The sequence below is a fragment of the Chelatococcus sp. KU-N122 genome (assembly GCF_055391085.1).
This window is the reverse complement of record NZ_AP043981.1, coordinates 7,761,269-7,779,083: the sequence shown is the minus strand read 5'-3', so window position 1 is coordinate 7,779,083 and position 17,815 is coordinate 7,761,269. Positions and strand designations below refer to the sequence as shown.

General features: G+C 68.5%; 17 protein-coding genes. 9 read left to right on the top strand and 8 right to left on the bottom strand.

Features of this window, described 5'->3' with window-relative positions:
• Nucleotides 1–263 precede the first annotated feature (263 nt).
• On the top strand, nucleotides 264–662 hold the full coding sequence (locus ACZ5PO_RS35100) for a hypothetical protein (protein ID WP_464187354.1): 399 nt from the start codon (nucleotides 264–266) through the stop codon (nucleotides 660–662).
• A gap of 107 nt (nucleotides 663–769) precedes the next feature.
• Here ACZ5PO_RS35100 and ACZ5PO_RS35095 read toward each other — a convergent pair whose 3' ends face one another.
• Nucleotides 770–2,317, bottom strand: coding sequence for an acyl-CoA synthetase (locus ACZ5PO_RS35095; RefSeq protein WP_464187353.1), 1,548 nt, complete (start codon nucleotides 2,315–2,317; stop codon nucleotides 770–772).
• A 215-nt stretch (nucleotides 2,318–2,532) separates the two neighbouring features.
• Here ACZ5PO_RS35095 and ACZ5PO_RS35090 point away from each other — a divergent pair, with 215 nt between their 5' ends.
• The 8 genes from ACZ5PO_RS35090 (at nucleotide 2,533) to ACZ5PO_RS35055 (ending at nucleotide 10,347) form a co-directional block, all read left to right on the top strand.
• A complete protein-coding gene (locus ACZ5PO_RS35090; protein ID WP_464187352.1) occupies nucleotides 2,533–3,381 on the top strand; it encodes an MOSC domain-containing protein in 849 nt (282 codons plus the stop codon).
• Between the two features lie 81 nt (nucleotides 3,382–3,462).
• A complete protein-coding gene (ureE, locus tag ACZ5PO_RS35085; RefSeq protein ID WP_464187351.1) occupies nucleotides 3,463–3,912 on the top strand; it encodes an urease accessory protein UreE in 450 nt (149 codons plus the stop codon).
• Complete coding sequence (locus ACZ5PO_RS35080) at nucleotides 3,905–4,582, top strand: urease accessory protein UreF (RefSeq protein ID WP_464187350.1); 678 nt, start codon at nucleotides 3,905–3,907, stop codon at nucleotides 4,580–4,582. The genes ureE and ACZ5PO_RS35080 overlap by 8 nt, the downstream gene beginning before the upstream one ends.
• Nucleotides 4,583–4,597: 15 nt before the next feature.
• Nucleotides 4,598–5,296 carry an urease subunit beta gene (gene ureB / locus ACZ5PO_RS35075; RefSeq protein WP_464187349.1) on the top strand — a complete coding sequence of 233 codons (699 nt, stop codon included), beginning with the start codon at nucleotides 4,598–4,600 and terminating at the stop codon, nucleotides 5,294–5,296.
• 10 nt (nucleotides 5,297–5,306) lie between these two features.
• A complete protein-coding gene (ureC, locus tag ACZ5PO_RS35070; RefSeq protein ID WP_464187348.1) occupies nucleotides 5,307–7,016 on the top strand; it encodes an urease subunit alpha in 1,710 nt (569 codons plus the stop codon).
• Entirely contained in the window at nucleotides 7,013–7,654 is a 642-nt protein-coding gene (gene ureG, locus ACZ5PO_RS35065; protein ID WP_464187347.1) for an urease accessory protein UreG, read from the top strand. The genes ureC and ureG overlap by 4 nt, the downstream gene beginning before the upstream one ends.
• 5 nt (nucleotides 7,655–7,659) lie before the next feature.
• On the top strand, nucleotides 7,660–8,526 hold the full coding sequence (locus ACZ5PO_RS35060; protein ID WP_464187346.1) for an urease accessory protein UreD: 867 nt from the start codon (nucleotides 7,660–7,662) through the stop codon (nucleotides 8,524–8,526).
• 144 nt (nucleotides 8,527–8,670) lie between these two features.
• Entirely contained in the window at nucleotides 8,671–10,347 is a 1,677-nt protein-coding gene (locus ACZ5PO_RS35055; protein WP_464187345.1) for an arylsulfatase, read from the top strand.
• A gap of 112 nt (nucleotides 10,348–10,459) precedes the next feature.
• Here ACZ5PO_RS35055 and ACZ5PO_RS35050 read toward each other — a convergent pair whose 3' ends face one another.
• From ACZ5PO_RS35050 to ACZ5PO_RS35020, 7 genes are all read right to left on the bottom strand, one after another.
• Nucleotides 10,460–11,218 (bottom strand): ABC transporter ATP-binding protein, encoded by a 759-nt coding sequence (locus ACZ5PO_RS35050; protein WP_464187344.1) that lies wholly within the window; start codon nucleotides 11,216–11,218, stop codon nucleotides 10,460–10,462.
• A gap of 2 nt (nucleotides 11,219–11,220) precedes the next feature.
• Nucleotides 11,221–12,024 (bottom strand): ABC transporter ATP-binding protein, encoded by an 804-nt coding sequence (locus tag ACZ5PO_RS35045; RefSeq protein WP_464187343.1) that lies wholly within the window; start codon nucleotides 12,022–12,024, stop codon nucleotides 11,221–11,223.
• Nucleotides 12,021–13,040, bottom strand: a complete 1,020-nt coding sequence (locus ACZ5PO_RS35040) for a branched-chain amino acid ABC transporter permease (RefSeq protein WP_464187342.1) — start codon at nucleotides 13,038–13,040, stop codon at nucleotides 12,021–12,023. Before ACZ5PO_RS35040 ends, ACZ5PO_RS35045 begins: the two co-directional genes overlap by 4 nt.
• Complete coding sequence (locus ACZ5PO_RS35035; RefSeq protein WP_464187341.1) at nucleotides 13,037–13,924, bottom strand: branched-chain amino acid ABC transporter permease; 888 nt, start codon at nucleotides 13,922–13,924, stop codon at nucleotides 13,037–13,039. Before ACZ5PO_RS35035 ends, ACZ5PO_RS35040 begins: the two co-directional genes overlap by 4 nt.
• Nucleotides 13,925–14,081: 157 nt before the next feature.
• A complete protein-coding gene (locus ACZ5PO_RS35030; RefSeq protein ID WP_464187340.1) occupies nucleotides 14,082–15,224 on the bottom strand; it encodes an ABC transporter substrate-binding protein in 1,143 nt (380 codons plus the stop codon).
• A 54-nt stretch (nucleotides 15,225–15,278) separates the two neighbouring features.
• Nucleotides 15,279–16,325, bottom strand: coding sequence for an SMP-30/gluconolactonase/LRE family protein (locus ACZ5PO_RS35025; RefSeq protein WP_464187339.1), 1,047 nt, complete (start codon nucleotides 16,323–16,325; stop codon nucleotides 15,279–15,281).
• A gap of 34 nt (nucleotides 16,326–16,359) precedes the next feature.
• On the bottom strand, nucleotides 16,360–17,583 hold the full coding sequence (locus ACZ5PO_RS35020) for an LLM class flavin-dependent oxidoreductase (RefSeq protein WP_464187338.1): 1,224 nt from the start codon (nucleotides 17,581–17,583) through the stop codon (nucleotides 16,360–16,362).
• Nucleotides 17,584–17,815: the final 232 nt, after the last annotated feature.

Below are 17,815 nucleotides of genomic sequence, written 5' to 3'. Positions count from 1 at the left end.
TGGTAGAGCATGATCCCAAAAGCGAACACCGGCTTTTGGATAAGATCATGCTCAAGACAAAGACTTGGAGCGGGATGATTCGAAGATAGATCATCCCGCTCTAGTTTAGCGGGCGTTATCGCGCGGCGAAGCGCCGCGCTCAGCGCCGGAACCATGTGGGTGCGAGAAGAGTTGCTACCGCCCCGGAGTGTTCGCGTGCTCGCATTTCCGCGCGCGGACGGCGAGCGGTGACGTGCGCTCCGACAAGAGGGAGGAGCACGCCCATGAAGCTTTTGTCGCTGATCGGAGCTGTCGCGCTGCTCGCGACCGTCGGCATCGGCGCGGCCGGGGCCGCGCCGCTCGGCATCGCCGGAGCAGCCATTCCGGGCCAGAACGAGCTGATCCAGCCTGTCCGGCACGGGTGGCATCACCACCACTTTCATCGCGGCTGGGCGTACGGCCATCGCCACCATTGGCGCCATCATTACTGGCGCCATCGTTACTGGTGGCACCACCGCCATCATTATTGGTGGCACCCCCGGTATCACTACGGGTGGTATTATCCCCGTTATTATTGGTGGCATCCCCGGCATCACTACGGATGGTATCATCGCCGTCATTACTGGTGGCATCCCCGCCACCATTACGGCTGGCATCATCACCATCGCTATTACTGGCGCTGAGCGGGGTGTGAGCTTGCGTTGAACCGGTGAGCCGCGGTGGCCGCGTCGGCGGCCACCGCCATGGGGTTGCTCGCCAGCGGCCGGCCGCGTGGCGTTGACCGCTGACGTTAGATCGCGCGGCCGGCGCCCTCCCAGAACGGCTCGCGCAGCTTGCGCTTGAAGATCTTGCCGGAATCCTCGCGCGGCAGGCCGGTCCGGAACTCGATGCGCCGCGGCAGCTTGTATCCGGCCACGACGCTGCGCAGGTAGCCACTCACGTCGGCCTCGGTCAGGCCGGCGCCGGGCTGCGCCTCGATGATGGCGCAGACGCTCTCGCCGAACTCCTCGTCGGGGATGCCGAACACGGCGCAGTCGGCGACCCCGGGCATGGCGTGCAACTGCGCCTCGATCTCGGCCGGGTAGATGTTGACGCCGCCGGAGATGATCATGTCGTTGGCGCGGTCGCACAGGTAGAGGAAGCCGTCGGCGTCGAAATAGCCGACGTCGCCCGGCGCGATCATGCCGTCGCGGTCGGCCTTGCGGCGCTTGGCGTCGTCGCCGTGATAGGTGAAGTCGCCCATGCCGTGCACGCGTGCGGCGACCTCGCCGATCTCGCCCGTGCCCAGCGGTTGGCCGTCGGCGCCGAGGATGCGGATTTCGGTCCCCGGCATCAGCGGCCGTCCGACGGTGCCGGGGTGGTCGAGCCATTCCTGCGACGAGCAGAAGGTGATGTTCCCCATCTCGGTCGAGCCGTAGTACTCGTTGATGACCGGGCCCCACCATTCGATCATGGCCCGCTTGACCGCCGGCGAGCAGGGGGCCGCGGCATGGGCGACGAAGCGCAGCGACGAGAGGTCATAGCGCTTGCGCTCCTCCTCCGGGAGCTTCAGCAGCCGGTTGAACATGATCGGCACCATGTTGAGGTGGGTGATGTGATGCCGCTCGATCAGCGCCAGCAGCTCCAGCGGATCGAAGCGCGGGGTGATGACGATGTTGGCGCCGAGCTTGTAGGAGAAATTGGCGTTGGCATTGGGGGCCGAGTGATAGATCGGCCCGACCACGGCCATGGTGATGTCCTCGGGCCTGTCCAGGTAGTCGGCGAAGCCGTACGAGATCGCCAGCATCCGCGTGCGCACCGCGGCCTCGTCGGCGCTGGCCCGCGGCCGGCGCACGCCCTTGGGCCGGCCCGTCGTGCCCGACGTGTAGATGATGGTGCTCGGCATGTCGGCCGGCGGCTCGTCCCGGGCCGGAAAGCCCTCGCGCCACACGTTCCAGTCGGTGTCGCCCGGCTCGACGCGGGCGCGCTCCGCGCTGATGCCGTAGGCGCGGGTGATGGCCTCCTCGACGGGAACGACCAGGACGGCGACGCCGGCGGGGATCGCCTCGCGCAGGCCGCGCAGCAGATCGGCGTGGATGACCAGGACCTTGGCCTCGCAGTCCTGGAGCAGGTAGCGGAACTCGTCGACCGTGTAGTGCCAGTTGACGGCAACGGGGTAGGCGCCGATCTGGCCGGCACCCATGCTGACCTCGAAGAAGGCGACGTCGTTGCGCAGGCACAGCGCCACCCCGTCGCCGGGGCCGACGCCCAGGCCGCGCAGGCCCGCCGCCGCCTGGGAGATACGGCGGTCGACCTCGGATTTGTCCAGGACCTGCGTCGCGGTGGTGACCGTGCTCATCTTGTCTCGCTCCCTTGTTCCGCGCACCATCTTCGGGCGGCTCGCGCCGTTCTACCTGTTTTGCCGCCTTCGGACAGGAGCTTGCCGGAGATACCAGCCTGGAGGCATCCGCAACGGTGCGGGCGGTAGCAGCCGGCTGAGGTGCGCGACTGCTTCCGCGAGGGCAGCTGATGGCATGGCGCTTGCGTTCCAGCGCCGGCAGTTCGGGGGATATGATGCAGGCAGGCCACGTGTCGGCGCTCCGGCGCTATCCGGTCAAATCGCTGCTGGGGGAGGCCGTGCCATCGGCGCTCCTGGCCGGCGCGGGCATGGCCGGCGATCGCGCCTTTGCCTTCGTCGACGTCGAGACCGGCAAGGTGGCGAGCGCCAAGCGGCCGAAGCTCTGGCGCGGTCTGCTGGCCTTCCAGGGTGCGACGGGCGCCGACGGCACCGTCGGCGTGCGCTTTCCCGATGGCCAATGGCTGAGCATCACGGACGCGGAGCTCGACGAGGCCATGTCGCAGGCGCTTGGCCGCGCGGTGCGGCTCGAGCAGCGCGCCACGGCCGGCCTGGCGCTGGACCGGGCCGTGCCCGAGGACGTCCTGGCGGCGGGGGAGGACGGACCGGCGGACTCGATCGAGCTGGTGCTGGCGCAGGGCTCGCCCGAGGGCGGCTTCTTCGATTTCGCGCCGTACCATGTGATGACGCGCGCCAGCCTCACGGCCATCGACGACGCGTGCCCGAACGACGCCATCGTCGCGGATCGCTACCGGCCGAACATCGTCCTCGACATGGATGTTCCGCCGTTCGCCGAGAACCACTGGCTTGGCGCCGAGCTCGCCATCGGGCCCGACGTCGTGCTCAAGATCATCGCACCGACCCCGCGCTGCGCCGTGCCGATGCTGGCCCACGGCGACTATGCGCGCGCACCCGGCGCGGTGTCCCAGGTCGCGGCGAGGAACAGCATCCCCTTCGAGCTGCTCGGCCCCGGGACCTACCCCTGCCTCGGCGCCTACGCGGTGCTGACGACGCCCGGCCGGGTGTCGGTGGACGATCCGGTGCGGGTCCTGGCCGTGCCGTCGTGACGAGCATCCCCTGCCGTCATCCCGGGCTTGACCCGGCCATGCATCAACCCAAGACTCGATCAGCAACGTCATGGAAGGCCCATGCTGCGACTGCACGGCATCGTCGGATACGAGACGGACGCGCCGTTTCGCGCGCAGCTGCATGCGCTGGAGCACCGGGGTGGGATCGAATTGCTCTTCGTGCCGCCGGAAGAGGCAGGCCGCAAGCGCTTCCGGCTGACGTCCGACCGGGGCACGGACTGCGCCGTCAGCCTTGACCGCGACGAGGAGCTCCGGGACGGGGCGCTGCTCCACATCGACGGCGAGCGGGCGATCATCGCGCGCTTCGGTCGCCAGCGGCTCTGGAAGCTGCGGCCCGCCGGCGAGACGGCGGCGCTCAAGCTCGGCTGGCACGCGGGCAATCTGCACTGGCGGGTGCGCTTCGAAGAGGGCTGCCTGGTCGTGCTGCTGGATGGCGACCTTGCGGGCTATCGCGCGCGCCTTGTCGATCTCCTCGGCGACGGCAGTGTCGTCGAACTCGCCGATGATTGACGTCGGCACGGTGCTGGCGCTGATGCAGTACGGCGACAGCGCCTATCCCGCCGGGGGCTTCGCCTTCTCCTGGGGTATCGAGGGACTGGTGGCCGACGGCCTGCTGGATGGGCGGCAGGACCTCGACGACTTCATCCGGGAACAACTGTCGTCGCGCTGGAACAGCATGGACCGGCCGCTGCTGGCACGCGCCTACCGGGCGGGCGATCTCTCGGCGCTCGCCACCGTCGATCGGTACATCGAGACCGCGACGCCATCGCAGCCCATGCGCGAGGGCTCCCGCCGCGCCGGCCGGGCGCTGCTCGGTGTCTCGGCCCGCACCGGCGGGGCTCTCTCCATCGACTACCGCGCCACGCTGGCCGACAATCCCCGCTGCGGCCATCTGCCCGTCGCCCAGGCCGTGGTGTACCGCGACGCCGGCCTGGAACTGCCGTCGGCCGAGCTGGTGTCCGGCTGGACGATGGTCAATGGGCTGGTCAGCGCTGCCGTGCGGCTCGGAAGCATCGGGCACGTCGACGCGCAGAGATGCCTCGATACGGCCCGGCGCGAGCTTGCGGCCCTGCTGGCGGAGCCCGTCCCCGACGACGCCATACCGTGGAGCTTCACGCCGCTCATCGATATCGCGGTCTCACGCGCCCATTCCCGTGCCACGCGCATGTTCACCACCTGAAGCCGAGGTCAGGCCATGATGAATCTATCGCCCACCGAGATGGATCGGCTGATCGTCTTCACGGCCGCCGAAATGGCCCGGCGGAACCGCTCGCTCGGCATTCGGCTCAGCCATCCGGAGGCGGTCGCGCTGTTGACCGACGAGGTGATGCTCGCCGCCCGCAAGGACATGCCCTACGAGGAGATCCGCGACATGGCGGGCCGCCTGCTGACCACGGACGACGTGGAGCCGGGCGTCGCCGACATGGTGTCCATGCTCTACATCGAGTGCCTGTTCGCCGAGGGCACCAAGGTGATCGCCCTGTTCGAGCCGATCGGTCCCGGCGAGAAGCCGGTGCCGGAGGGCGTCAGCCCCGGCGAGATCATCTCCCCGGATGATGACATCGAGATCTTCGCCGATGTGCCGGTGGTGACGATCGACGTCGTCAACACGGGTGATCGCGACGTGCAGGTCCGCAGCCATACGCATTTCTTCGAGGTGAACCGAGCGCTCTCGTTCGACCGGGCCGCGAGCTGGGGCATGAAGATCGATCGCCCGGCCGGACTGGGGATTCGCTTCGAGCCAGGCGTGGTCAAGTCGGTGCGTCTGGTGCCGATCGGCGGCGATCGCATCGTCCGCGGCCAGGCCGGCCTGGTGAACGGGCCGCTGGACGAGCCCGGGGCCAAGCAACGCGCGCTCGGCCTGGCCAAGGCCCGCGGCTACCTGGGCGTATAGGAGGCAATCCATGTCGACGACATTGAGCCGGCGGGCCTACGCCGAACTCTACGGGCCGACCAAGGGGGACGTCATCCGCCTGGGTGATACCGAGCTGCTCGCCGAGATCGAGCACGACTATGCGGTCTACGGGCACGAGCTGCTCGTGGGCGCCGGCAAGAACCTGCGCGACGGCGAGGCCGTCTGCGCCCACCGCACATCCGCCGACAAGATCCTCGACATCGTCATCAAGAACGCGACCATCATCGATGCGGTGGCCGGGATCGTCAAAGGCGACATCGGCATCCGTGACGGCCGCATCGTCGGCATCGGCAAGGCGGGCAACCCCGACACCATGCCGGGCGTGCATCCTGAGCTGGTGGTGGGCGCATCCACCTCACCGGTCTTCGGCGCCGGCTTCATCGTCACCGCGGGCGCCATCGAATCCCATGCCCACATGAGCTCGCCGGAGCAATCCGAGCACGCGCTTGCCGGCGGCACCACGACGATGATCGGCAACGGCTCGGGCCCCGTCTTCGATGTGGGCAGCGGCAGCGACGCGACCTTCGGGCGCTTCCTGCAGGCGACCGAGTTCTCGCCGCTCAACTACGCCCTGTTCGGGCGCGGCGCGTCGAGCGCGGCGGCGGTCGAGGCGGCGGTGGCGGCCGGCGGCATGTCGGTCAAGATCCACGAGGATTTCGGCGCCGCCCCGTCTGTGATCGACCAGAGCCTGGTGGCGGCCGATCGCAACGACTTCGCCGTCCACCTGCACACCGACTCGATCAACGAGTTCGGCTTCTGCGAGGACACCATGGCCGCCATCGGCGGGCGCACCATCCACATGTACCATGTGGAGGGCGCCGGCGGCGGCCATGCTCCGGATCTGCTCAAGGTCGTCTCCTACGACAACGTCATCCCGTCCTCGACCAACCCCACCAATCCCTTCACCGCCTATGGGCTGGAGGAGGGCGTGCCGATGGCGATGATCTGTCACCAGCTCAGCCCCAACGTGCCCGAGGACGTGGCCTTCGGCGAGGCGCGCCTGCGCGCCCAGACCATCGCGGCCGAGGACTTCCTGCACGACATGGGCGCCATCTCGATCTTCGGCACCGACACCCAGGGCATGGGACGGCTGGCGGAGAACGTGGCCAACTGCTGGCAGCTTGCCAGCGTCATGAAGCAGCGCGTCGGCCGCCTGCCGGAGGAGACGACGGCGATCGCCGACAACGAGCGCATCAAGCGCTATATCGCCAAGCTCACCATCAATCCGGCCATTGCCGTGGGCATCGACCACGAGGTCGGCTCGATCGAGCCCGGCAAGATGGCCGACCTGGTGATCTGGCCGCGCGCCTCGTTCGGCATCAAGCCCGCCATGGTGATCAAGAACGGCTTCGTCGTCTGGGCCGCCATGGGCGACGGCAACGGCAGCCTGCCGGTGGCCGAGCCGATGATCCAGCGGCGCATGTGGGGCTATCTGGGCCAGGCGCCGCAGCACCTGGGCGTCACCTTCGTGTCGAAGCTGGTGCAGGAGGCCGAGGTGAGCCGCAAGCTCGGCCTGCGCAAGGCCATGGTGCCGATCAAGAACGTGCGGGCCTTGCGCAAGCGCGACATGGTGCGCAACGATGCCCTGCCGGTGGTCGAGGTGGACCCGCAGACCTTCGAGGTGCGGGCCGACGGCAAGCTGCTGATGTGCCCGCCTGCCGCCAAGGTGCCGCTGGCGCGGAGGTACATGCTGCGATGACGCAACCAGCCAACGCGACGGCGCCGCGGCTTCCGGCGGCGCGGGTCGGCATCGGCGGCCCGGTGGGCTCCGGCAAGACCGCGCTGGTCGAGCGCCTGATCCCGGCGCTTGCGGCGCGGGGCGTCGACCTTGCCGTCATCACCAACGACCTCGTCACGGCGGAGGACGCCGAGCGCATCCGGCGCTCCGGCTTGATCGATCCCGCCCGGGTCTCGGCGGTCGAGGCCGGCGCCTGCCCGCACACGGTGATCCGCGAGGATCCGACCCTGAACATCGAAGCGGCCGACGAGCTCGAGCGCCGCTTTCCCGGCGTGGAGCTCATCCTGCTCGAGAGCGGCGGCGACAACCTGGCGTCGACCTTCTCGCGCGATCTCACCGACTTCTGGATGTTCGTCATCGACGTCGGCGGCGGCGACGACATCCCGCGCAAGCGCGGGCCGGGGGTCATCCGCTGCGACCTGCTGGTCATCAACAAGACGGATCTGGCGCCGCATGTCGGTGTCGACCTGAAGCTCATGCACGAGCAGGCCCGGGCGGTGCGCGACGACCGCCCCGTGCTGCTCACCAACTGCCGCAGCGGCGAGGGCATCGACGCCGTCGTGGAGATGCTTGAGCGCCAAGTGCTGTTCCGCGCCTGACAGTGATGGCAGATCCGCGGCCGCAGCTCGACCTTGTCTTCGCACGCCGGCATGATCGCACCGTTCTGGAGCGCCGCGTCTTTCGCTGGCCCTACGCGCTGACGCGGACGTTCGAGCTGGAGCGCGCCGCGCCGCAGGTGCTCTCGCTGTTCGTGCAGACGAGCAGCGGCGCGGTGCACGGTGAGGACAGCCTGCGGCAACGCCTCGAGGTGCGGCGCGGCGCAGCCGCCTACGTGACGACGCAGGGGGCCTCGCCCGTCCACCGCGCCGGCGCCGCGGAGATGGCGACGGAGGCCGTCCACATCCGCATCGAGGACCGCGGCCATCTGGAATACGTGCCCGAGCCGCGCATCCTGTTTCCCGGCGCGGCCCTGGATCAGACGATCGAGATCGACTGCGAGCCCGACGGCTTCGTCCTCGCCGCCGACGCCTTCACCACGCACGATCCGGTGGGCGAAAGCCGCGCCTTCCGGCGCCTGCGCTCGACCGTGACCCTGCGGCGCGGCGGCGATCCGGTGCTGATCGACAGGCAGGACATCCAGCAGCCGGCGCGTGGGCGCACGGCCACGTTCGCCGCCTTCGGCTCGGTCTACGTGCTGGTGCCGGGCGGCGGCGAAGCGCTGATGGCCGACGTGTCGGCGAAGCTGACGCGCATCCCGGGCCTCTACGGCGCGACGAGCGAGCTTCCCGGCGATGGAAACGGCTTCAGCGTGCGCCTGGCAGGACACGACATGCGCGCCGTACGCGCCGCGATCGCGATGGTGTGGACGCTGTCGCGGCAGGCCCGCTTCGGTCATGCGCCTGCGGGCCGCGGCAAGGGTGACGACCTGTTCGTTGGCTGTGACTCCGGCCCATCCTCCGGCTCCCGTTAAATCCAGGAGCCCGCGGCACGCCGTGGGGCTGCTCCTGCCCGCCGGCGGGAAAAGCTCGGTGGCCGCAAGTTTAGCCGAAAATGCATAGACGCTGACGACTGGGAGCGAGAGTTTCGGCGACCGTAGTGCACGGGAGGCGAAACAATGAAATTGGGTGGAATTTCCACGGGAGTCGCTGCTGCGACGTTGTCGCTGCTGACGATTTCGCCGATCGCTCAAGCCCAGACACCGCAAAGGCGGCCGAACATTCTTGTCATCATGGGCGACGACGTCGGCTGGTTCAATATCGGCGCCTACCACCAGGGCATCATGTCGGGCAAGACGCCGAACCTCGATCGCCTGGCGGCGGACGGAATGCGCTTCACCGACTATTATGCCGAGGCGAGCTGCACCGCCGGCCGTGCCAACTTCATCACGGGCGAACTGCCGTTGCGCACCGGCTTGACCACGGTCGGGCAGGCCGGCGCCGACGTCGGGCTGCCCGACCAGGCCGTCACGCTGGCCACGGTGCTCAAGTCGCAGGGTTACGCCACCGGGCAGTTCGGCAAGAACCATCTCGGTGACCTGAACAAGTATCTGCCGACCGTTCACGGCTTCGATGAATTCTTCGGCTACCTCTATCATCTCGATGCGATGTCGGACCCCTACTGGTTCGACTATCCGCAAGACTGGATCGACAAGACCGGTCCGCGCAACCTGGTTCACTCCTACGCCACGGATACCGACGACGCGACGGAGATGCCGCGCTGGGGCCGGGTGGGCAAGCAGCGCGTCGTCGATGAGGGACCGCTTGCGCCGTTCCCCAACATGACCGGCCGGCAGAACTGGCAGGAAGGCCGGAAAGCCAAGTACGACATGGAGACCTTCGACAGCGTGCTGGTCGATCAGAGCAAGGCCTTCATGGACAAGGCCAAGCGCGACGGAAAGCCGTTCTTCATCTGGCACAACACGACGCGCATGCACGTCTTCACCTATCTCTCGCCCAAGTATCAGGCGCTGATGAACAGCAGGACCAACTACGGCGTCGAGGAAGCGGGCATGGCCCAGCTCGACGACAACGTCGGTGATCTCCTGAAGCACCTCCAGGACACCGGCGAGGCCGACAATACGATCGTGATCTTCACCACCGACAACGGTGCCGAGGTCTTCACCTGGCCGGACGGCGGCATGACACCGTTCAAGGCGACCAAGGGTACCGTCAACGAAGGCGGCTTCCGGGTGCCGGCCATCATCCGCTGGCCCGGCACGGTCAAGCCCGGCACCGTTCAGAACGAGATGATGTCGGGACTCGACTGGCTGCCGACGCTGGCCGCCGCCGCCGGCGTTCCCGATATCAAGGAGCAGCTGCTGAAGGGCGTGAAGCTCGGCGACCGCACCTATAAGAACCATCTGGACGGCTACAACCAGATGGACCTGATCAGCGGCAAGGGACCGTCCGCCCGCCACGAGCTGTTCTACTTCGGCGGCCCGAAGCTCGGCGCGATCCGTCTCGACGACTTCAAGTTCCAGTTCTACCAGCAGCCCTATGGCTGGCCGGGCGAGAAGGTGACCACCGACATGCCCACCATCGTCAACATCCGTCAGGATCCGTTCGAGCGCACGCCGTCGATCCGGGGCGAGAACCTGAACAGCCTGGGCGGCGGCTACATGAACGACTTCTACGCCCGGGAGTTCTGGCGCTTCGTCAGCGTCCAGCAGGCGGTGGCGGACCTCGCCAAGACGGCGATCGACTTCCCGCCCATGCAGGACCCGGCCTCGTTCAACCTGGATGCGGTGAAGAAGCAGATCGACGACATGATCAAGAATCACCAGGGCCAGTAAGCTCGGCCGACGCGACGCGCCGCCGGGGGGCCGGCGCATCTACGGGGGACGGCTGCGCTCACTGTTCGGGGGGCCATCGCGGCCGGGTGTCCGCACCCGGCCGCGACGTGCGTCACGCCCCCAGATACGCCTTGGCGATCTCGGCATCGCCCTGGGCGCTGTGCCACTGCTCCGGCGGAATGGTGCGCGTCACGCGGCCCAGGCTCATGACGTAGGCGCGGTCGGCGGCTTCCGTGGCCAGCGCCACGTTCTGCTCGACCAGCAGGATGCCGACGCCCTGATGCCGGATGCGGGCGATGACGTCGACGAGGCTCTTGACGATCTTCGGCGCCAGGCCGGTGGACGGCTCGTCCAGCACCAGCAGGTCGGGCTGCAACAGCAGGGCGCGGGCAATCGCCACCATCTGCTGCTCGCCGCCGCTCAGGAGCTGGATCGAGGCACCGAGCCGCTCCCGCATGAACGGGAACAGTTCGAGCAGGCTGGCCTGGTCGAAACGGCGGGCATTGGCGGGGCGCTTGTCGCCTTCGCGGGCGGCGAGGTCCAGGTTGGTCTTGACCGAGAGCTCGCCGAACAGGCGCCGGTTCTCCAGCACGGCGGCGATGCCCGTCGCCGGGCGGCGGTGGGGCGGCAACTGCTCGATCGCCACGCCGTCCTTGACGATGCGCCCGGCGCGGGCGGCGGTCAGACCGCACAGCGTGCGCACCAGGGTGCTCTTGCCGGCCCCGTTGGGGCCGATGACGGCGACGCTCTCGTTGCGCGCGACGGCGAGCGAGAGGTCGCGCAGGACCAGGATATCGCCGTAGCCGGCGGATACGCCCTCGACGCTCAGCATCGTCGGAGCACCGCCGTTGGCAAGGAGGGCTGCGGCCATGCTCACGCCCCCAGGTAGGCTTCGCGCACGCGCGGGTCGGTCTTCACCGCCGCGAACGGGCCGCAGGCGATGGTCTCGCCGAAGCACAGCACGTTGACCGTTGCGGCGCAGCCCATCAGCTCCATGTCGTGCGACACCAGGAAGATGGTCATGCCTTCGTCGTTGAGCTGGATCAGCGTCCGCGCCAGCTGGTCGACCTCGTCGGCGTTGAGCCCCGACGAAGGCTCGTCGAGGCACAGCAGCTCCGGCTCGGCGATGGCCGCGCGGGCCAGCTCCAGCAGGCGCTGCTGGCCGACCGGCAGCTTGCCGGCCTTGACGTCGGCCACCGGCTCGAGGCCGAAGCGCGCCGCGGTCAGCGCCGCGCGCCGCCGCATCTGCGCCAGCTCACGTCGGGACACCGGCAGCCCCAGCATGTCGGCGAGCATGCCGCTGCGGCCGAGCTTGTGGCAGCCGGCGACCAGGTTCTCGCGCACGGTGAGGTGGGCGAACACCTGCGGCGTCTGGAATGTCCGCACCAGCCCGGAGCGGCTGCGGTCGACGACGCTGACGCGGCGCATCGGCCGGCCGTGGTAGATCACCTCGCCGCGGTCTGGCGCGAGAAAGCCGGAGACGATGTTGAACAGCGTGCTCTTGCCGGCGCCGTTCGGCCCGATCAGGCCGGTGATGCTGCCCGTGGCGATGGTGAGGTCGACGTTGCGCAGCACATGCAGGCCGCCGAACGACTTGGTGACGGCACGGACCTCCAGCAGCGCGACGCCGGGAGCCGCGGTCCGGGCGGCGGGGAGGGAGATGGCCGCGGCCGTCATGTCCCGCTCCCGGGCGCGGGCGGGGCGGGCGGCCAGAGGCGGTGCACAAGGTTGGTGACGAGCCCACCCATGCCCTGCGGCAGGAAGATGACGACGAGCACCAGCACGCCGGCGAACAGCAAGGGGTGCACGTCGCCGATCCGGCTCAACAGGTTGGGCACCAGGGTGACGAAGGCCGCGCCGAAGACGGCGCCGATCACCGTCTGGGCGCCGCCCACGACCGCCAGCAGCAGAAAGCTCACGGCGCGGTCGACGCCGAAGCTGTCGACGCTGACGAACGAGACGTAGTTGGCGAACAGGCTGCCGGCGAGCGCGCCGAGCAGGGCGCTCAGCACGAAAATGCGCACCTTGAGCCTGTGTACGTCGATGCCGAGCACCAGGGCGGCGGCAGGTGCGTCGCGCATGGCCCGCATGGCGTAGCCACTGCGCGAGTGGAGCAGGTTGTAGTGCAGCCAGAAGATCAGCGCCGCCACCGGCCAGACGAAATAGTAGAATTTCTGCGGCGTGTTCAGCACCAGGCCGAACAGCGAGATCTGCGGGATGCCGCCGACCCCGAGCGTGCCGCCGGTCAGCCAATCCCACTCGAGGAACAGCACGTGGCCGATGGTTGCCAGCGCCAGCGTCGCCAGCGCAAGGAAGTAGCCGGACAGGCGCAGGATCGGCCAGCCGATGACCAGCGCCGTGGCGCCGGCAATCCCCATCCCGAGAACGAGCGCCGCATACCACGGCCAACCCCAGGCGGTGCAGCAATAGGCCGTGGCGTAGGCGCCGATGCCGTAGAAGACGCTCTGCGCCAGCGAAACGATGCCGCACTGGCCGAGCAGGAAGGCCACGCCGAGGCCGGCGATCGCGTAGAGCGCCGTGAACACCAGCAGGTCGACCGTGCCGCGCGAGAGCAGTTGCGGCAGTGCCGCCCAGACGGCGATGCCGGCCAGGCCCAGCGCACCGACGACGAGCCGGCGGACGTGGCGGTGGGCGAGGGGAGGCGCCGGCGCCCGGATCGGTTCCACGCTCATCCGCCGACGCGCCCCCGGTGGCCGAGCAAGCCGTTGGGCATGGCGATCATGATCAGGATCAGCAGGCTCATGGCGATGACGTCCTTGTAGCCGGACGATACGAAGACGATGGCCATGGCCTCGACCAGGCCGAGCAGCAGGCCACCCATGATGGCGCCGAACGGGTTGCCGAGGCCGCCGACGATGGCGGCGGTGAAGCCCTTCAAGGTCAGCATCAGCCCCATCTCGTAGTGGATGGTGATCAGCGGCGCGACCAGCACGCCGGCGACGCCGCCGACGGCACCGCCCATCATGAAGGTGAGAGTGCGCATGCGCGGCACGTTGATGCCGATGGTGGCCGCGCCCTCCGGATCGATGGAGGCGGCCAGGATCGACTGGCCGAGCGGCGTGCGTTGGTAGAACAGCCTGAGCGCCACCACGACCACGACGGCGATGACGATCAGCCACACCGCGTGCACGCGGATGGCCGCGTCGAAGACATCGAGGGAGCGGTCGCCGCCGAAGCCCGGCATGGAGCGGGTGTCGCGGCCGAAGAACAGCAGCACCGCGGCCGAGACCGCGAAGGCGCCGCCGAGCGTCACCAGCAGCAGCGAGTCCTCGCTGCCGCCGCGTGCCTGGGTGGGCCGCACCAGCAGCAGCTCGACGGCCCAGCCGACCACGGCGCCGGCGACGATGCCGCCGAGGAAGCCCACGGCGATCGGCAGGCCGAGCCGGTCCAGTGCCAGGTAGGCGGCGATGCCCGCAACCAGGGCAAAGTCACCCTGCATGGCGTTGACCACCCGCGTGCCGCGGAAGATGACGGAGATGCCGAGCCCGATCAGCCCGTAGACGAAGCCGTTGGTCAGCCCCGACAGCAGCGACTGGATGAACAGGGTGGTGGTCATGGCTCGCCCCGCCGGTCCACACTGTCATGGTCGGGCTTGACCCGACCATCCATCCGCTGAGGAACGCCCCGTTCGGCCAGCCCTGGCGGGCTGACGTCCATGCGACGATGGATGGTCGGGTCAAGCCCGACCATGACGTGGACGTGACGGAGCGCGGTCACGAGCCGACCTTGAACGGCAGGCGGGTGAACTGGCCCTTGACCAGCTTGGAATAGACGTAGCTCGACAGGTCGATGCCGGTGAGATCGGCGGCCGAAAAGTCGTAGTTGGCCATGACGCCCTTGAACGGGGCGCGCATCGCTTGGGCGACGGCCTGACGGTCGGCGTTCGGACCGGCCTTGGCAAGCGCCTGCGCGACGATGTTGACCGCGTCCCAGCCGGCGGCCTCGTAGTTCTTCGGCAGGGCGTTGTGGGTCTTCTGGTAAAGTTCGACGAAGGCCTTCTGTTGCGGCTCGGGGTCCTCGCCGACGACGAACTCGGGGAAGACGATGTCGTCGCCGAACTCGCCCATGCCACGCACGTAGTCATAAGCCGAGGAGCCGATGGCTGAGATGATCGGCTGGCTGATCTTGACCTGGCGGGCGCTGCGGAACGGCACCGGCGAGGTGGCGATGACGTAGACGGCCTCCGGCTCGGCCGCCCGCACCTTGGCGGCCTGGGCCGAGACGTCTGAGGCACCGACCTCGAACTTCTCGACGGCAACGAACTCGACCCCGTAGGTCGGCGCCATGGTCTTGAGGTTGCTGAACACCAGCTGGCCGTAGCCGGAATCGTGCAGCACGCCGATCTTCTTGAATTTGCTTGCCTTGGTGTACTCGAGCATGGCCTTGGCGTTGAGGCTCTGCGGCGGCAGCACGTGGTAGACGGATTTGTAGGTGAGCTCGACCGCAGGCCCGAGGCCGGTCAGCGCCACTTCGGCCATCTGCTCGCCGTTGGTGAGCGCGGCGATGGCGCCGGTCGAGGCGGTGAGCGAGCCGCCGATCATGGCGACGACCTTGTCGTTGAAGATGAGCCCCTCGGCCTTCTGCTTGGCGATATCGGGCTTGGAGCCGTCGTCCTCGATCAGCACCTTGATCGGCCGGCCGCCCACGCCGCCGGCGTCGTTGATGGCCTTCTCGGCGAGCTGGATGCCGTTGCGCTCGGCCTGGCCGAGGCCGGCGCCCGGTCCGGTCAGGCACAGCACAGCGCCGATCTTGATCGGCTCGGGCGTCTGCGCCGCGGCCGGACCGGCCGCGGCGGCCAGGAGACCGGCGCCGAGCGCCCACGCCAGTGCCCGACCAGGCTCAGTCAATCTCGTCATCGTCTCCTCCCCATCTGCGCCGGCGTCTCGCGGCCGGCTGCCGGAACTTTGTTGCTACCAGTGTACCATGGGCAGTCCTGCCACCGGCGCGCGAAATGTCGGGATGCGCGTGCCGCGGAGGCTGCCGATGTAGACCGTCCTCAGGTCAGGTCCGCCGAAGGCGACGCTCGCGAACCATGGCGCGATGGTACCGCCGGCGGCGAGCATCATCTCGGGCGTCACCTCGTCGCGCGCGAAGGCGTCGTTGAGGATGCGGCTCGGCTCGGGATTGTCGTCGTCGAGGATGATGCGGAAGTCGCCGTCGGGGGTGATGGCGAAGATCCGGTCGGTCATCACCTGCGTGCCCCACAGGTTGCCGTGCGCATCGAAGGCGATGCCATCGATGAAGGCACCGGTGTCGCTCGGTCCGAAGGTTTCGCGCTGGCTCAGCGAGCCGTCCTCTGCCACCTTCAACCGGGTGATGCGGCGGCGGCAGGTCTCGACGACGTAGAGCCACTCCTCCTTGGCATCGAGCCGGATCTCGTTGGTGAAGGCGAAGCCGTCGGCGACGATGCGGGTGGTGCGGCCGTCGTAGAGCGCGACGAAGCCGTCGCTGACGCCCGGTCGCATCGCCTCCATCCAGTTGACGATGCGCGTCGAGACGGTGATCCACAATCGGTCCTTGCTGTCGCGCAGGACGAAGTTGACCTTGCCGATCGGCTCGCCGTCGACGCTGTCGACCACCACGGTGCTGGCGCCGTCACGGCTCAGGCGCTCGACGCGGTCGGTGCCGAAGTTGGCGATGAGGAAATCGCCGTTGGCCGCCACGGCGAGCCCGTTGGGCAACGAGCCCTGCGTGAACCGTGCGGCCTCGTCGACCGGCTCGGCCTGCGCCGGACCGTCGGTCCCTTCTCCGGCGGACTTTGCTCCCGCAGATCCGGGCGCGACCACGTGCTGGCTGCCGTCGGGGCGGATCAGCAGCACGCCGCCGCGGGCGTCCGCCGCCCAGATCGAGCCGTCGCGCTCGGCGAGCAGGCATTCCGGGCGCTGGAGATCATGGCCGACGTAGCCGACCGTGCGGGGATCGACCGCGAAGCCGTCGATCGGATTGGGGCGGGGCATGGGCAAGCGCTCCGGGTGCGGGGCTCGGGGCCGCCTATTCGGCAGCCGCCCGGTACTCCGCCGCGTCGAGCAGCGGCACCACTTCGCGCATGAACAGGTCGAGCTCCTCCAGCATCACCTCCTTCGGGCATTGGGCCCAATGCCAGATGAGGGTGATGTACTCGCACGGCACCTGGTCGTAGATCCTGCGCCAGACGTCCTTGTTGTCCTGGAGCGTGCCGCCGACGAAGAGGTCGCTCTGCTTCATGCCCTCGACGAGGGTATCGTCGTCGCCCTGCGGCAGCTGCGGGAAGAATGGGCCGTAGAAGTTGCGGTAGATGTCGAGGTCGTACTTGCGCAGGCGATCGTCGAACTCGGCCCGCGTCTTGGTGATGTGCGGATAACGCACCACGTTCTGCCGTTCGCCCAGCTTGAAGTCGAAGCCGTGCCGGCGGGCCACGTCGAGGTAGAAGCGGGCGCTCTCGGCGACCTGAGGCGTCGGCGAGAAGTAGGTGGGCACGAAGCCGCGCTTGGCGCAGAACTCCACGCTGTCCTTGCTCTTGGTGGTGGCGCAGAAGATCTGCGGATGCGGCCGCTGGTAGGGCTTGGGCACCACGGCGACGCGGGCGACGTTGCCCTGGTCGTCGACCTCGCCGGGAACGCCCGCGAGCTTCGCCGTCGTTGCAGCCGGATAGCCGGCGATGCCCGAGAGCGGGTAGGGGGCCTTGTAGGTCGGGCCGTCGAGGACGACGGAATCCTCGGTCCAGCACTTGATCAGCTGGTCGACGCGCTCCTCGAAGACGTCGCGGTTCTTCTGGTCGTTGGCGCTGCCGTCGGACACGGTGGCGACGGACCCCGCCCATTGGCCGAGCACGTTGGCCCAGCGCGACTGGTAGCCGCGCGCCACGCCCACCCAGTAGCGGCCCTTGGTCAGGTGATCGAGGATGGCGGTCTCTTCGGCGACCCGGATCGGGTCCTGCGTCGCCATCACGTAGCCGATGGCACCGACGTTGATCGTCGTCGTCTTGGCCGCCCAATAGGCGTTGAGGATGCCCGGGTTGGGGCCGACCTCGTAGCCCTCCGAGTGGAAGTGATGCTCGATGGTGGAGGCGCCCCACACGCCCATGCGCTCGGCCGCCAGCACGATGTCGGTCCACTCGTGCACGACCTCTTGATACATGGCGCGGTCGACGCCCATGGGGCGGCGCCTGATGCGATCCTCGAAGCCGTCGCTGGCGAACATGGGATAGAGCTGCAGAATGACCTTGGGCCGCGCCATGCGTGCCTCCCTCTTGCTCTTTTTCCGCGATGGTACGCTCAACCACCGGGCTGGGGATCGAGCGATTGCCTATGCGTGTTATCGGGCCAGGCTATAGCCATAGGGCTGCCACAGCTGTCCCGCCGTCGGTGCAGGCCTCGCCCGGCGCCGGCAATCAGTTTCACCGGTTTGATTTGCGGCGAAAGCTGATAAGTTGCGATGTCAGCTATAGGTCAGCGCTATAGCCAGGAGC

Excerpts from the sequence above, each read along its gene's own strand:
- ACZ5PO_RS35050 (WP_464187344.1), bottom strand. The coding sequence starts at position 11,218 with ATGGCCGCAGCCCTCCTTGCCAACGGCGGTGCTCCGACGATGCTGAGC.
- ureC (WP_464187348.1), top strand. The coding sequence starts at position 5,307 with ATGTCGACGACATTGAGCCGGCGGGCCTACGCCGAACTCTACGGGCCG.
- ACZ5PO_RS35025 (WP_464187339.1), bottom strand. The coding sequence starts at position 16,325 with ATGCCCCGCCCCAATCCGATCGACGGCTTCGCGGTCGATCCCCGCACG.
- ACZ5PO_RS35030 (WP_464187340.1), bottom strand. The coding sequence starts at position 15,224 with ATGACGAGATTGACTGAGCCTGGTCGGGCACTGGCGTGGGCGCTCGGC.
- ACZ5PO_RS35080 (WP_464187350.1), top strand. The coding sequence starts at position 3,905 with ATGATTGACGTCGGCACGGTGCTGGCGCTGATGCAGTACGGCGACAGC.
- ACZ5PO_RS35020 (WP_464187338.1), bottom strand. The coding sequence starts at position 17,583 with ATGGCGCGGCCCAAGGTCATTCTGCAGCTCTATCCCATGTTCGCCAGC.
- ureE (WP_464187351.1), top strand. The coding sequence starts at position 3,463 with ATGCTGCGACTGCACGGCATCGTCGGATACGAGACGGACGCGCCGTTT.
- ACZ5PO_RS35055 (WP_464187345.1), top strand. The coding sequence starts at position 8,671 with ATGAAATTGGGTGGAATTTCCACGGGAGTCGCTGCTGCGACGTTGTCG.
- ureB (WP_464187349.1), top strand. The coding sequence starts at position 4,598 with ATGATGAATCTATCGCCCACCGAGATGGATCGGCTGATCGTCTTCACG.
- ACZ5PO_RS35095 (WP_464187353.1), bottom strand. The coding sequence starts at position 2,317 with ATGAGCACGGTCACCACCGCGACGCAGGTCCTGGACAAATCCGAGGTC.
- ACZ5PO_RS35045 (WP_464187343.1), bottom strand. The coding sequence starts at position 12,024 with ATGACGGCCGCGGCCATCTCCCTCCCCGCCGCCCGGACCGCGGCTCCC.
- ACZ5PO_RS35060 (WP_464187346.1), top strand. The coding sequence starts at position 7,660 with ATGGCAGATCCGCGGCCGCAGCTCGACCTTGTCTTCGCACGCCGGCAT.
- ACZ5PO_RS35100 (WP_464187354.1), top strand. The coding sequence starts at position 264 with ATGAAGCTTTTGTCGCTGATCGGAGCTGTCGCGCTGCTCGCGACCGTC.
- ACZ5PO_RS35035 (WP_464187341.1), bottom strand. The coding sequence starts at position 13,924 with ATGACCACCACCCTGTTCATCCAGTCGCTGCTGTCGGGGCTGACCAAC.
- ureG (WP_464187347.1), top strand. The coding sequence starts at position 7,013 with ATGACGCAACCAGCCAACGCGACGGCGCCGCGGCTTCCGGCGGCGCGG.
- ACZ5PO_RS35090 (WP_464187352.1), top strand. The coding sequence starts at position 2,533 with ATGCAGGCAGGCCACGTGTCGGCGCTCCGGCGCTATCCGGTCAAATCG.
- ACZ5PO_RS35040 (WP_464187342.1), bottom strand. The coding sequence starts at position 13,040 with ATGAGCGTGGAACCGATCCGGGCGCCGGCGCCTCCCCTCGCCCACCGC.